General features: G+C 47.5%; 15 protein-coding genes and 1 pseudogene. 8 read left to right on the forward strand and 8 right to left on the reverse strand.

Annotated elements, in window-relative coordinates:
- Positions 1–4: 4 nt before the first annotated feature.
- The 5 genes and pseudogenes from ACVA54_RS14420 to def all read right to left on the reverse strand — a co-directional run bounded on the left by ACVA54_RS14420 (position 5) and on the right by def (position 5,763).
- Positions 5–1,449 (reverse strand): annotated as a pseudogene (locus ACVA54_RS14420) (TrkH family potassium uptake protein).
- A gap of 9 nt (positions 1,450–1,458) precedes the next feature.
- Positions 1,459–2,835, reverse strand: a complete 1,377-nt coding sequence (gene trkA, locus ACVA54_RS14425) for a Trk system potassium transporter TrkA (RefSeq protein ID WP_099080463.1) — start codon at positions 2,833–2,835, stop codon at positions 1,459–1,461.
- 64 nt (positions 2,836–2,899) lie between these two features.
- Complete coding sequence (gene rsmB, locus ACVA54_RS14430) at positions 2,900–4,183, reverse strand: 16S rRNA (cytosine(967)-C(5))-methyltransferase RsmB (RefSeq protein WP_099080462.1); 1,284 nt, start codon at positions 4,181–4,183, stop codon at positions 2,900–2,902.
- 80 nt (positions 4,184–4,263) lie between these two features.
- Complete coding sequence (gene fmt / locus ACVA54_RS14435; RefSeq protein ID WP_099080461.1) at positions 4,264–5,211, reverse strand: methionyl-tRNA formyltransferase; 948 nt, start codon at positions 5,209–5,211, stop codon at positions 4,264–4,266.
- 33 nt (positions 5,212–5,244) lie between these two features.
- Positions 5,245–5,763 carry a peptide deformylase gene (def, locus tag ACVA54_RS14440; protein ID WP_216360618.1) on the reverse strand — a complete coding sequence of 173 codons (519 nt, stop codon included), beginning with the start codon at positions 5,761–5,763 and terminating at the stop codon, positions 5,245–5,247.
- A gap of 138 nt (positions 5,764–5,901) precedes the next feature.
- Between def and ACVA54_RS14445 the strand changes: the two genes are divergently transcribed.
- From ACVA54_RS14445 to ACVA54_RS14460, 4 genes are read left to right on the forward strand one after another with little or no spacing between them, the layout of a single operon-like run.
- On the forward strand, positions 5,902–6,996 hold the full coding sequence (locus ACVA54_RS14445) for a LysM peptidoglycan-binding domain-containing protein (protein ID WP_446649708.1): 1,095 nt from the start codon (positions 5,902–5,904) through the stop codon (positions 6,994–6,996).
- Entirely contained in the window at positions 6,980–8,089 is a 1,110-nt protein-coding gene (gene dprA, locus ACVA54_RS14450) for a DNA-processing protein DprA (RefSeq protein WP_099080458.1), read from the forward strand. Before ACVA54_RS14445 ends, dprA begins: the two co-directional genes overlap by 17 nt.
- Before the next feature lie 2 nt (positions 8,090–8,091).
- Positions 8,092–8,571 (forward strand): DUF494 family protein, encoded by a 480-nt coding sequence (locus ACVA54_RS14455; RefSeq protein WP_099080457.1) that lies wholly within the window; start codon positions 8,092–8,094, stop codon positions 8,569–8,571.
- 16 nt (positions 8,572–8,587) lie between these two features.
- Positions 8,588–9,157 carry a DNA topoisomerase family protein gene (locus tag ACVA54_RS14460; RefSeq protein WP_099080456.1) on the forward strand — a complete coding sequence of 190 codons (570 nt, stop codon included), beginning with the start codon at positions 8,588–8,590 and terminating at the stop codon, positions 9,155–9,157.
- 63 nt (positions 9,158–9,220) lie between these two features.
- On the opposite strand, the gene ACVA54_RS14465 is transcribed toward ACVA54_RS14460, so the two are convergent.
- The gene (locus ACVA54_RS14465) at positions 9,221–10,354 is read right to left on the reverse strand and encodes a 5-(carboxyamino)imidazole ribonucleotide synthase (RefSeq protein WP_119464594.1); all 1,134 of its coding nucleotides are present in this window, start codon (positions 10,352–10,354) and stop codon (positions 9,221–9,223) included.
- A 4-nt stretch (positions 10,355–10,358) separates the two neighbouring features.
- Positions 10,359–10,844 (reverse strand): 5-(carboxyamino)imidazole ribonucleotide mutase, encoded by a 486-nt coding sequence (gene purE / locus ACVA54_RS14470; RefSeq protein WP_119464593.1) that lies wholly within the window; start codon positions 10,842–10,844, stop codon positions 10,359–10,361.
- Positions 10,845–11,044: 200 nt separating this feature from the next.
- On the opposite strand from purE, the gene ACVA54_RS14475 reads away from it, so the two are divergent.
- From ACVA54_RS14475 to ACVA54_RS14490, 4 genes are all read left to right on the forward strand, one after another.
- Positions 11,045–11,602, forward strand: coding sequence for an L-threonylcarbamoyladenylate synthase (locus tag ACVA54_RS14475; RefSeq protein ID WP_119464592.1), 558 nt, complete (start codon positions 11,045–11,047; stop codon positions 11,600–11,602).
- Between the two features lie 34 nt (positions 11,603–11,636).
- On the forward strand, positions 11,637–12,554 hold the full coding sequence (hemF, locus tag ACVA54_RS14480) for an oxygen-dependent coproporphyrinogen oxidase (RefSeq protein ID WP_119464591.1): 918 nt from the start codon (positions 11,637–11,639) through the stop codon (positions 12,552–12,554).
- A 100-nt stretch (positions 12,555–12,654) separates the two neighbouring features.
- A complete protein-coding gene (gene aroE, locus ACVA54_RS14485) occupies positions 12,655–13,485 on the forward strand; it encodes a shikimate dehydrogenase (protein WP_099080451.1) in 831 nt (276 codons plus the stop codon).
- Between the two features lie 6 nt (positions 13,486–13,491).
- A complete protein-coding gene (locus ACVA54_RS14490; RefSeq protein WP_099080450.1) occupies positions 13,492–13,755 on the forward strand; it encodes a DUF1488 domain-containing protein in 264 nt (87 codons plus the stop codon).
- Here the strand turns inward: ACVA54_RS14490 and ACVA54_RS14495 are convergent.
- Positions 13,745–14,311: a gamma carbonic anhydrase family protein gene (locus ACVA54_RS14495; RefSeq protein WP_099080449.1), complete on the reverse strand. Its 567-nt coding sequence runs from the start codon at positions 14,309–14,311 to the stop codon at positions 13,745–13,747. The genes ACVA54_RS14490 and ACVA54_RS14495 overlap by 11 nt on opposite strands.
- Between the last annotated feature and the right edge of the window lie 165 nt (positions 14,312–14,476).

Genomic DNA, 14,476 nt, shown 5'->3' on the forward strand with positions numbered 1-14,476 from the left:
CTGTTTAACGGCGCCAGAACGCAGGGAAGAACAGAACAAGAATCGTCAGAATTTCCAGGCGACCCATCAACATACCAAAGCTCAACAGCCATTTTGCGGTGTCTGGCAGTGAGGCGAAGTTGCCTGTCGGGCCAATCCTAGTGCCCATACCTGGTCCAACGTTTGCGACAGCCGTGATGGCCCCCGAGATACTGGTTACAGGATCAAGACCAAGCGCACTTAAACTACCAGCGATAGCGATGATGATGATAAAGAACATTAACCCAAATGCCATCACAGAGCGTACGATATCGTCATTCACAGAGCGCTGGTTATAGCGTTGAACGAATATTCCAGAGGGGTGAATCAGCTTCATGATCTGCTTGTTGAGCAGTGTCATCGCGATTTGGAAACGGAAGATTTTTATGCCGCAGAGGTAGAGCCGGAACATGCCCCTGCCATTAATAGGAAAGCAAATAGTGTCGCAGGTAATGCTCCCCAAGCGGTAAAGTCGTCGAGACCAAAACCGGTAGTGGTAACCACAGAGACAACGTTGAACATCGAGACGCGCAGTGCGTCAAGAACAGTGTAGCCGTTATGTATGACCAACCAAGCGGCTACGGTTAAACTTGAGAATAAAAATAGATAACCAAACCCACGCACTTGTGCGTCTTTTAGCAAAGCATCGAGGCTGCGTTTGCGCAAAGCCGCGACAAACAGTAAGAAAGGCAAACCGCCCAAGAACATGAATACCGTCGCTACCCAATGTGCGCCATGGGAGAAGCTGTTCATTGAGCTATCCGAGGTGGAGTACCCCCCTGTTGATAAGGTGGTGAAAGCATGGTTGATCGCTTCAAACAGATTCATGCCTGTTAGTAAGTAACCGATGATGCACAGCCCAGTCAGCATTAAGTACACCAATACAATGTTCTTGGCGACGGTTTTGGCTCTTGGGCTACTTTTGTCTGACCAATCGGAGGATTCGGTTTGGAATAGCTTCATACCACCCACGTTTAGCATCGGTAGAATTGCTACCGCCATCACGATAAAGCCAATGCCCCCCAGCCATTGCAAGATCGAACGCCATAGCAAGATGCTTGGTGCTATGTCATCCAAACCACTCAGTACGGTGGATCCCGTGGTCGTTAGACCTGACATGGTTTCGAAGTAGGCGTCGGTAAAGCTGATATGGTTGATGAAAATAAACGGCAGCGCGGCGAAGGCACTGGCGATGGTCCATACCAAACTCGTGATAAGGAACATATCGCGTACGCTGAGTTTGAAATTTGCGGTTCGACCAATTGTTAAGCAGATAAATGCGGCAAGGTGGGTGATCACCACCGCTTGAGCGAAATCAAGGAATCCACCTGTGCCAGTGACGAATGCGACAATCGTCGGTACGTACATAAAAAGGGCCAGTTTGGATAAAACTAGCCCGATAACAAACAGTACGGGACGTAAATTGACCATAGGAAAGGCCTAAAGGAAGAATGGACTCGGCTGGAACAGCGCTTCGACGTCTGGTACGTACTTTTTGTCGACTAGGAACATCACAACGTGGTCATCTTGTTCTATAACAGTACGGTCGTGTGCGATAAGCACTTCTTCGCCACGAACAATGGCACCAATGGTGGTTCCTGGTGGGAGTTTGATATCGCCAATCGCGCGGCCAACCACTTTGGATGTGGTTTCGTCACCATGCGCAATGGCTTCGATAGCTTCTGCTGCGCCACGACGCAGAGAAGAAACATTCACGATGTCAGCACGACGAACGTGCGTCAGTAGAGCGGAAATTGTCGCTTGCTGTGGTGAGATTGCCACATCAATCACGCCACCTTGTACGAGGTCGACATAAGCGCCACGTTGGATCAGTACCATGACCTTTTTCGCGCCCATGCGTTTTGCCAACATTGCAGACATGATGTTGGTTTCATCTTCGTTAGTCAGTGCGATGAATACGTCAACTTGATCGATGTTTTCTTCGGTCAGCAACTCTTGGTCAGCCGCATCACCACAGAAGACGATGGTGTTCTCAAGCTGCTCAGACAGTTGCTCTGCACGTTGATAGTTACGCTCAATCAGCTTTACACTGTAAGTTTGCTCTAAGCGCTTCGCTAAGCTGGCACCAATGTTACCACCACCAACAATCATGATACGACGGTAAGGCTTTTCAAGGCGCTGAAGCTCACTCATTACCGACCGAATGTGGTTACTTGCCGCAACGAAGAACACTTCATCATCGGCTTCAATAATGGTGGTGCCTTGCGGGCGAATTGGGCGGCCTTGACGGAAAATCGCCGCAACACGGGTATCAATGTGCGGCATGTGCTCACGCAGAGCAGACAGTGCGTTACCAACCAATGGGCCGCCATAGTAGGCTTTTACCGCTACTAAGCTGACTTTTTGTTCGGCAAAGCTCACTACTTGCAGGGCGCCTGGGTATTGGATAAGACGCTCGATGTAGCTGGTTACCAACTCTTCTGGTGCGATAAGGTGATCAACAGGAATGGCACCTGATTTAAACAGGGCTTCTTTTTCTGCCAAATACTCTGGAGAGCGAATACGCGCAACGCGGTTTGGTGTATTGAATAGAGTGAACGCAACCTGACAGGCGGCCATGTTGGTCTCATCGGTGTTGGTTACTGCGACGAGCATGTCGGCGTCTTGCGCACCCGCTTCATGCAGAACGTCTGGGTGGCTTGCGTGACCATTGACAACACGTAGGTCGTATTTGTCTTGTAACTCACGCAGTCGGTCGCCATTTTTGTCGACGATGGTGATGTCGTTGTTTTCACCAACTAGGTTTTCCGCCAGCGTGCCGCCAACCTGACCAGCACCAAGAATAATGATTTTCATACTCTTTACTCGTTATCTGAAAAAGGCGATTGACTTCATTTCAATCGCCCTATTTAGCATGCTGTTACGCGTGTTTTTTTGTTAGCACTGCGTAGTAGAAACCATCCATATCTTCTTCGCCTGGCAGAATCTGACGACCAGGTTGTTTTGGATCGGAGTCCACCAATTGCGCATCCGCAGTACGTACCAAGAACGCTTTTACTTGTTCCACGTTTTCTTGTGGTGTGATTGAGCAAGTCGCGTAAACCATGGTGCCGCCAGGTTTTAATTGTGCCCACATAGCGTCAAAAATTTCGCTTTGTAGCTCAGCAAGGGCGGTAATATCATCAGCACGACGTAGCCATTTGATGTCTGGGTGACGACGAATGACGCCCGTCGCAGAACACGGTGCATCCAGCAATATGCGATCAAATTGTTCGCCTTGCCACCATTCTTGAGGATGACGCGCATCGCCGCAAACCACTTTTGCCTGAAGGTTGAGACGCTTCAGGTTTTCGTGCACACGTTTAAGGCGAGTGTCATCGCAGTCAATGGCAACGACTTCACTGCCGGACGTACGTTCAAGAATGTGCGCCGTCTTACCACCAGGTGCTGCACAGCAGTCTAGGATTAGCTCGCCATCTTTTGGCTCAAGATAATTAATCGACAGCTGCGCCGCCGCATCTTGCACCGATACCCAACCTTTTTCAAAGCCTGGTAGTTTCATCACATCGCATGGCGCCGCCAATTTTAGGGCGTCCATTGCTTGTGTGTGTGGCGTGTTATCAATGTTTTCATTATTGAGCAGCGCTTGATACTCATCACGGGTATGGTGCTGGTGGTTGACTCGTAGCCACATTGGCGCTTTCTGGTTGTTGGCTTCAACAATGCTTTCCCATTGCTCAGGGTAAGCGTCTTGCAGCAATTTTAGCAGCCAGCTTGGGTGGCCATATTTGCCCGCATTATTGCTGACTGCCATTTGGTCTAATTCTTCTTGGTTGCGTTGGTAGTTACGCAATACCGCGTTGATCAGACCACGTAGACGAGGGCCTTTCAGCTCTTTCGTACCTTCAACCGTTTCACCTACAGCCGCGTGCGCAGGAATACGCATAAAACTCAGTTGGTAAATACCAACCAGAATCAAGTGGTGGAATACGCGTTGCTTGCCTTTGAGTGGCTTGTCCATCAGTTGGTTAGCAATGATTTCTAGGCGAGGGAGGTAACGTAGAGCGCCGTAACAGATCTCTTGCAGCAGAGCGTGATCACGAGGTCGTACGTTTTGTTGAGCCGCTGGAAGAGCGCTTGAAAGTGAGTGACCCTTGTCGACGACAAGATACAAGACGTTGGCAGCCGCAGCGCGAACATTCATGATGAGTACCTTAAAGTAAAGGAGGGCATCTCTGCCCTCTAAAAGTTCGTATTATTGGTCTTTGACACTATTGTTTGGTTTTAAACCAATTGAGTGCCAACTTCAAACCAAGATGCACGTGAGTTCAGAATATCTTGAACTGACATGGCTTTTTTACCTGGAACTTGCAATTGTTCTAATACCAGTACGCCGTTGCCAGTCGCAACATAAATACCAGTTTTATCTGCCTGCACAATGGTGCCAGCAGGCTTGTTACTGATTTGTTCAGCAACACGGCTTTGCCATACTTTGATGCTGTTTTCAGCCGTTTCAAAGTGGCTCATTGGCCATGGGTTGAATGCGCGAACGCAACGTTCGATGTGCGCGGCGTCGTTATTCCAATCGATGCGCGCTTCTTCTTTGCTTAGCTTCTTCGCGTAGTTTGCTAGCTCATCCTCTTGCTTCACTGGTTCTGCTTTGCCTGCTGCGATGTCTAATAGGCAGTCAATCAAAGCATCAGGACCTAAGCCTGCGAGCTTCTCGTACATTGACGCGCTGGTGTCGGTTGCTTCAATCGGCAGTGTTGCGATTTTTAGCATGTCGCCAGTATCTAGACCGATGTCCATTTGCATAATGGTGACGCCAGTTTCAGCGTCACCGGACCAAATAGAGCGCTGGATAGGTGCCGCGCCGCGCCAGCGAGGAAGAATTGAACCGTGAACGTTGATACAACCTAGCTTAGGTGTGTCTAGCACGGCTTGCGGAAGTAATAGACCGTAAGCCACGACCACCATGATGTCGGCGTTCAGATCGGCAAGCTCTTGCTTGGCTTCGTCTGATTTGAAGTTTTCTGGTTGGTAAACCGGAATGTCGTGCTCAAGCGCGATGGTTTTTACTGGGCTAGCAGTAAGCTTCTTACCACGACCTGCCGGGCGGTCTGGTTGAGTGTAAACCGCAATTACTTCGTGCTCCGAAGACAACAACGCCGCCAAGTGACGGGCGGCGAAATCCGGAGTACCTGCAAAGACAATACGTAAAGACTGACTCAAGGTAGGCTTCCTTCTAATTAAATTGTATCGAGATTACGCGCTTTGCTGTTTCTCGTTAAAGCGTTTGATTTTTGCTAACTTGTCTTGGATACGCTTACGCTTCAGTGGCGATAGGTAATCAACGAACAGTTTGCCCATGAGATGGTCTAGTTCGTGTTGAACACAAATTGCTAGCAGATCGTCGGCTTCAAAGGTGTATTCTTTGCCATCGCGATCTAGGGCTTTAACCGACACTTCAGCAGCGCGAGGTACAAGTGCACGAGCACCTGGTACCGATAGACAGCCTTCTTCGATGCCATCTTCGCCACGCTTTTCCAGAATCTCTGGGTTGATAAGCACCATTGGCTCATCGCGAGTTTCTGAAATATCAATCACTACGATACGTTGGTGGATATCAACCTGCGTTGCAGCCAGACCAATACCTTCTTCGTCGTACATGGTTTCAATCATGTCATCGACAATTTTTTGAATCTCAGGTGTCACCGCTTCTACAGGCTTTGCAACGGTACGCAGGCGATCATCTGGGAATGTTAATACTTGTAATACAGACATATTCACTCGAAATATTGAACTGTGCCGTAACAGCACAAACCTTGTTGGCTCAATTCTAGACATTTTATGACCTAAATGACAGCATCCTGATACCAATTTCCATTCTGGTAACTGTCTAACAGGCCAAGGACGAGGGTCATGAATCGAATTTTCCGCAACGTTTCTCGTAATACGTTGCCGTTACTTTTCTCTTTCAGTGCCGTAGCAAACACGGACTCCCAACCACTTACCGTTAAAGATGATGCGCCCAAAACTTACGTTGTGGTCAAAGGTGACACGCTTTGGGATATTTCGGCGATGTATCTGGATAGCCCTTGGCTGTGGCCTCGTCTATGGCAGGTAAACCCAGAAATTGATAACCCACATCTGATTTACCCGGGCGATAAGTTATCACTGGTGTGGATTAACGGTCAGCCAGTTTTAAGCTTAAAGCCAGTCAAAAAGCTCAGTCCAAAAGCGCGTATCACCGAGAAGAAAGCGGTACCGAGCGTTGCGGAAGGGGTGGTGGTGCCATATATGAAATCTGATCGTTTAGTCGATGATGAGACACTAGATAATGCCGCGAAAGTGATGGGCAGTAGCAAAGGCAATAAATTTCTGACTACAGAAGACACACTGTACATCAGTGGCGAGCAAACTTCGACTGGATGGGCAATCTATCGGCCTGTGGGGACCTTTTCACGTGATGATGTATCACAACAAATCACGGCGCTGCGTTTGATTGCTAAAGGAGAACTTGTTGAAGCATCAAGTCAGTTTTCTGGTTTGAAAATCACCACACAACTGCAAGAGATTGTCCGTAACGACATTGCTTTGCCAGTTCAAGTTCTTGATAACGGTGATTTCACCGCGACATTCACTCCGTTGCCATCACCACAAGGCTCTTCTGCAAAATTATTGGGGAATATTGAAGGCATTCGTTATAGCTCGACCAACCAAGTTGTGGTGATAGATAAAGGCACATCGGATGCGCTTCGCCAAGGTAGTGTGTTTGATTTGAAAGAAGACGCACACCCAGTATTCAAATATGGTGATGACTTTGCCAAAGATAATGGTGTGCTTGATACGAAAATAACCTTGCCACAAAGCAAGGTCGGGGAGTTGTTAGTGATCCGCCCGTATGAGTATTTCAGTCTTGCTTTGATCACCAATAGCACTAAACCTATCAATAAAGAGGTCTCTGTGGTTTCTCCTCTGGCAGAGGAATCGACCACCAATGAAATCACACAATGATACCGACCTCGCTGCCTGGTTAAAACTAAGCTGCTTACCAGGCATTGGTGGGGTTAAGATGAATAAGCTGCTGAGCAAAGACACGCCGAATAACATTGTCCAGTACTCGACTGAGCAGCTTCTCTGCCTTGGGTTTACGACGAAACAGTTACAAGCATGGTCTAAGGTCGATAAAGAAGTCGAGGCTTGTTTAACTTGGTTAGCATTATCTTCCCATCACTCTATTCTCACCTTGGCGAATCCGCTTTATCCGCCACTTCTTAAACAAACGGTCGCGCCACCTCCTTTGTTATTTGTAAAAGGAGAGCCGAGTTTTTTGTCTCAACCGCAAATCGCCATGGTTGGCAGTCGCAATGCTAGTGTGGATGGTTTGCAACATGCTCGCAGCTTTGCTTCAGAACTCGTACAGCATGATCTGATTGTGACCAGTGGCTTGGCTTTGGGTATTGACGGACATGCTCATGATGGTGCTCTCCACGCAGGCGGTAAAACTGTTGCGGTGTTGGGATCTGGATTAGATCAAGTGTATCCAGCAAGGCATCGAGGGTTAGCGCAGCGAGTGATGGAAAACGGCGCATTAGTCTCGGAGTTTCGCCCTGATGCCAAACCGCGCGCAGAGAACTTTCCGCGTCGTAATCGGATTATTAGTGGTTTGTCGCTCGGTGTTTTAGTCGTAGAAGCGGCAGAAAAGAGTGGTTCTCTGATTACTGCGCGTTATGCTCTTGAACAAGGGCGAGAAGTTTTCGCTCTGCCGGCTTCGATTAGTACGCCGAATGCCAGTGGCGGCAATCAATTGATTCGTAACGGAGCTTGCCTCGTACAAAATACTCAAGATGTGTTAAATGAAATACAGTCATTGCTCGATTGGTCTATTAATCAGAGTATGGATTTATTTTCTGTTGCAATTGATGAAGAAGAATTGCCATTTCCTCAGCTGTTCGCTAACGTAGGAAATAAGGCTACACCAGTTGACATTCTTGCAAACATGACCAATATACCTGTCCAAGAAGTCATGATGCAGCTCTTAGAGCTTGAGCTTTCAGGGCATGTTGTTGCAGTATCCGGTGGCTATATTCGAAAGGGGAGGGGCTAGCTATGATGATGGATATACTTATGTATCTATTCGAAACCTACATCCATAGCGATGCAGATTTACAGGTCGATCAAGACGAGTTGGAAGATGAACTGCTTCGTGCGGGCTTCCAGCAAAAAGACATCTACAAAGCCCTTGTCTGGTTAGAAGAGCTGGCCGCGTTGCAACAAAGCGATGCACATTCGGCGATTTCAACCAGCATTGCATCGGCATCGACACGTATCTATACATCGTCAGAGATGCAGCGTTTGGATATTGAAAGTCGTGGTTTCTTGTTGTTCCTAGAGCAAATTAACGTCCTAACCACAGAAACGCGAGAGATGGTTATCGACCGTGTGATGGGGCTAGAAACCAATGAGTTTGAGCTTGAGGACCTTAAATGGATCATTCTGATGGTGCTGTTTAATGTTCCGGGCAACGAAAATGCCTACACGCTGATGGAAGAGCTGCTGTACACCAAGGAACAAGGTATTTTGCACTAAGTATCTAGTGGTGACTATGAGTAGTAAAATCGATCACAACCTTTTCTCGGCCCATGAGCATGCACTCGAGCGCGAACTTTGCCCAAAATGCGGCGGGGAAGTCACGCTTAAGCACGGCAAACATGGCCCTTTCTTAGGTTGTAGCCAATACCCAAGTTGCGATTATATTAAGCCGCTGCACAACAATGATGGTCACATCGTTAAAGAGCTGGGTGTGCCTTGCCCTGAGTGCGGCAATGAATTGGTGTTGCGTCAAGGACGCTACGGCATGTTCGTTGGTTGCAGTCATTACCCTGCTTGTCATCATATTGAATCGATCAATCAGCCTGAATCGGAACAGCAATCGAAAGAGCAACATGCTTGCCCAGAATGTGGAAAAGGGCACTTGGTCGAACGTAAAACGCGTTTTGGTAAAACCTTCTATGCGTGCGATAACTACCCCAAGTGCAAGTTTGCGGTGAATCTACCACCAGTAAAAGGGCGCTGTGAAGCTTGCGGCTTCACCTTATTGGTAGAAAAGAAGCTCGCCAGCGGTGTGAAGTTGCAATGCGCGAGCCGTAAATGTCAGCACACCCCATCACAGTAAGGTTAAGTACAAATTAAAAAGGGTCGCACATGACGACCCTTTTACTATTTATTCAGATGGATTTTACACTTGCCACTGCTTTGCAAACTCATGCACGGCAGGGAAGGTTTGCTCATCAAGAACGTCTGCCAATGCACACAGCTTACGGTTGAGCTCACCGGTGTAATCACCGCAAACGTTGATGTGGCCCATCTTACGACCGACACGCTTCTCTTTGCCGTACCAATGAATATGGCAACCATCTATCGCAAATAATGCTTCTGGCAAGGTATCTTCACCTAGGATGTTAATCATCGAGGTTTCACGAACCAACTTAGTACTGCCTAAAGGGATGCCGCACACTGCGCGTAAGTGGTTTTCAAACTGACAGGTTTCAGCGCCTTGTTGGGTCCAGTGACCAGAGTTGTGCACGCGCGGCGCGATCTCATTGACGAGCAAAGTGCCATCAACATCGAAGAACTCCAAGGCTAATACACCAACATAGTTAAGGCTGTTGGCGACTGCCGTGAACATTTGCTTCGCTTGTTCTTGCAGTTCAGGCGCATCAATCGCAGTCGATAGGCTCAGCACACCATTGGTGTGGACGTTTTCTGCAAGTGGGTAAACTTCAACACTGCCATCTTTGCTGCGTGCACCGATTAATGAGACTTCACGGTTAAAAGGGACAAACTCTTCAGCGACAATAGCCTGAGTAGGCGTTGTTGCGATGCACTCGGCCATTTCTGCCCAAATTGCGTCGACTTGAGAGGCTTCTTTTAAGCGCCACTGGCCTTTACCATCGTAACCACCTAGCGCACTTTTCAGTACCATAGGCATGCCAACGTGTTCAATTGCGCGGTCGAAGTCTTCGCGAGTTTCTATCACATAGTACTTCGCGTTACGCACGCCAGCGTCATCAAGCAATGCCTTTTCAATACGACGATCACCACCCGCCTTGATCGCTTGTGTACTTGGAAGGAACTTACCACTCGCTTCGCACATATCGAGCACATCATGTGGAATGTGCTCGAACTCAGCGGTGATCACGTCCACTTGCTTAATCGCGTTCTCTAGACCATGGCCTAGCACATGTTGAGTCAGAGGATGAACAATATTGCCGCTACCCACATCGTAAGCTGAGATTTGGATATTCAGTGGCGCACCAGCCAGAGACATCATACGCGCCAACTGACCCGCACCAAGAACCAGTACATGCATCTGATTAATCCTCTGCAGGGTTTGGATTCGCCAATACGGTTTCCGTCTGTTCGTTACGGAACGCCTCGACTTTTGCCATGATTGCTTCATCATGTGTACCAAGGATTTGAGCGGCTAAAATGCCAGCATTTGCTGCGCCTGCTTCACCGATAGCCAGTGTGCCGACTGCAATACCTTTTGGCATTTGCACAATAGAAAGCAATGAGTCCATGCCTTTCAGTGCACGAGACTGCACCGGAACGCCAAGTACCGGAACGCTGGTAAATGCGGCAGCCATGCCTGGTAGGTGAGCAGCACCACCGGCACCGGCGATGATGACCTTAATACCGCGCTCTTTGGCGCAGCTTGCGTATTCAGCCAATAGTTGAGGAGTACGGTGAGCTGATACCACCTTCGTTTCGTAAGACACGCCAAATTGATCCAACATCTCCGCTGCTAGTTTCATGGTTGGCCAATCTGATTTAGAACCCATGATGATACCGACTTTCATCTCAAACTCCTTCAAGCTGCAAAATTAGGTGAGCTGATTTATTTGTGCGCATTATACGGGGATTTTTACCCCAAGCAAACGTTTGCGTGCATTTGTGACTGCTCCTGATACATTTTATAAACAAATTGCTTTAGTCTCTGAGAATGAATATTTGTACACTTAGTGCAAACACAACAGACAAGACTATCAGGAAGTAATCGGTGGAGAACTTTGAACAGGTGCTCGAAGCACTACAAAAAGGTGAAGTGATTGCCTATCCAACAGAAGGCGTATTTGGTGTTGGCTGTGATCCAGATAGCCCAGAGGCGATTCAGAAATTGTTAGAGCTAAAGCAGCGTCCGGTAGAAAAAGGTTTGATCCTTATTGCGGCGAGTTATGAGCAGCTTCTGCCTTACATTGATGAATCGCAACTGACTCAAGAACAGTTAGATAAAGTACACGCAACGTGGCCGGGTCCATACACTTGGATCATGCCAGCGAGTGATAAAGTTTCAAGTTGGGTCTCGGGTCAATTTGATTCGATTGCTGTACGTGTGACCGATCATCCTTTAGTTCAAAAGATGTGTAATGCATTTGGAAAGCCGTTAACCTCTACTAGCGCGAATCTTACCGGTTTTCCTCCCTGCATGACGACGCAAGAAGTTGAAGAGCAATTGGGTGACCGATTGGTGGCTATCTTACGTGGTGAGACCTGCGGTCGTGATAAACCAAGTGAAATTCGTGATGCTAAAACCTCGCAAATATTAAGACAGGGCTAACCCTGCTAGTCAGCAATCAATAGGTAATACACGTATGTCAGCAATCGATAAGCACGCGGTAAAGCAGTTCCTGATGTCGCTTCAGGATTCCATTTGTCAGCAATTAGAACAAGAAGATGGAAAGGCCGTCTTTGTCGAAGATGCATGGCAACGTGAAAAAGGAGAGCGCCTTGGTGGCGGTGGTCGCACCCGCGTATTACGTGATGGTGACATCTTTGAACAGGGGGGAGTGAACTTCTCTCATGTGGAAGGTAAGAAAATGCCTGCATCTGCGACGGCGCATCGTCCAGAGTTAGCTGGTCGCCGTTTTGAGGCGATGGGCGTTTCTCTGGTTATTCACCCTAAAAACCCCTATGTGCCAACGTCTCACGCCAACGTCCGCTTCTTTATTGCCGAGAAAGATGGTGAAGACCCTATCTGGTGGTTTGGTGGTGGCTTTGACCTAACTCCTTTCTACCCATTTGAAGAAGATTGCCAATCATGGCACGACACCGCAAAGCAGCTTTGCGCGCCATTTGGTGACGACGTTTACGCAGAACATAAAGCGTGGTGTGACAAATACTTCTTCCTACCTCATCGCAATGAAACTCGTGGTATTGGCGGTTTGTTCTTTGATGATCTAAACCAATGGGAGTTCGACAGGTGTTTTGACTACATCAAAGCGGTGGGTGAGGGTTATTGCCAAGCTTACCTACCTATTGTCTCTCGTCGTAAAAATATCGAATACGGCGAGCGCGAGCGCGAGTTTCAACTTTACCGTCGTGGCCGCTACGTTGAGTTCAACCTAGTGTATGACCGTGGTACGCTATTTGGTCTTCAAAGTGGTGGTCGTACAGAGTCGATTCTTATGTCAATGCCGCCGCTTGCGCGATGGGAATACAGCTACGAGCCACAAGCTGGTTCTCCAGAAGCCGAGCTTTACGAGCGATACCTAACGCCACGAGAGTGGTAAGCGTTGAATCTCCTTTTCTATATAGATAGATAGTGATAGGGTCATCTGTAATCAGGTGGCCCTGTTTTTCTCTATATAGCTAAGGAATAAAGGTAAGGAAATGACTCCGCAAATTGATCGTTATGCTGTGTTTGGTAATCCGATTGGACACAGCAAGTCGCCATTCATTCACACCTTGTTTGCTCGTCAAACCAATCAGTCTTTGGTGTACACTGCAGAAACCGCTCCTGTTGATGGCTTTGTTGAAGCGGCGAAAGCTTTTTTCGCTGACGGCGGGAAAGGGTGTAATGTGACATTACCTTTTAAAGAAGACGCTTGTCAATTTGCTAGCCGTCTTACCGAGCGAGCAGAGTTAGCTGGTGCGGTAAATACGCTTAAGAAGCTCGATGACGGTGAAATCATAGGTGATAACACCGATGGTGCGGGTTTAGTGCAAGACTTACTCCAGCATCAGGTGGTATTAGAAGGGGTTCGCATCTTAGTCATTGGTGCTGGTGGTGCGGCGCGAGGAGTGATTAAACCACTTCTTGATCAGAAGCCTGCTTCTTTAACTATAACCAACCGTACCTTTAGTAAAGCACAAGAGCTTGCAGAGCTATTTGTCTCACACGGTACTATTGTAGCCAAAGAGATGGCTACGATAGAAGAGGGATACGATGTGATTATTAACTCCACTTCTGCTTCCTTAAGCGGCGAGTTGCCCGCTATCTCTTCTGCTATCTTTTCCAGTAACAGTACTAGCTACGACATGATGTATGGCAGGGGCTTGACTAGTTTTAATCTATGGGCGAAAGAGCACGGTGCGGCCCATGCTTACGATGGTCTTGGAATGTTGGTTGGACAGGCGGCTGAAAGTTTTATGTTATGGCGTGGTTTACGTCCCGGCGCAAAACAAATTCTCAGAGAATTAAGAAAGAACCTTGAAGGTTAGTAAACAATGAATCAATCCATCTTATTCCCAGACATGCAGTTGTGGGACGAAGCATCACAATCAGTTAATTTTGCAGCGCAGCAAGCGGGTGCGCTGATTGAGTGCTACATAACAAAGCCAAAACTAGAAAAGTTAACGGGTTCTGTTATTAAAACCGAGCAAGCTGCAATTGAAGCGTTTGTCGATTATCGATTTGATATAGAAGAAATGGCAGAAGAGCTAATAAAAGATGAAGCCTTCGATGAAGAAGGCCATATCGTCATCGACTAGTTAACTCGTTGATGATGTCTTCGACTTCATTTAAGTAGTCATTTTTGTTTTGTACATAGTTATTGGCAGACTTCTGTAAGAAAGTTCGTTCTTTCTCCGATAGCGGACGAGCTTGTTTTGCCGGACTGCCTACATATAGATAGCCGCTTTCTAATCTCTTCCCTGGTGGTACTAAACTGCCAGCACCAATCATTACATCTGATTCAATTACAACGGCATCTAACACAATTGCGCCCATACCGACTAGTACACGATCGTGAATCTCACAACCATGCAGCATCACTTTGTGCCCAACGGTGACATCATTGCCTATAATAAGTGGGTAGCCATTAGGGTTTTCGGCGTTCTTGTGTGTGACATGTAAAACACTGCCATCTTGGATATTAGTTCGTTTGCCAATGTGAATATGGTTTACATCCCCTCGTGCAACAACTAAGGGCCAAACACTCGAGTCGTCACCAACTCGTATATCACCAACTAAAACAGAGGTTGAGTCGACGTATACGCGCTCACCCAGTCTGGGACTCATACCTTTATAACTTCTAATAGAACTCATGTTTACTCCTTACAAAGTGTTAATAATGGTGATATCTGGTGAGAAGAGTAGTAAAAACTAGCCGTTTGGAATAAAAAACACTCAAACGATAAAAAAATCAAAAAAAACGTGAAAAAGGGCTTGCCAATGTGATCGCAATCTCTATAATGCCACCTCGCTGACACG

It is taken from the genome of Vibrio sp. PNB23_22_6 (genome assembly GCF_052877535.1).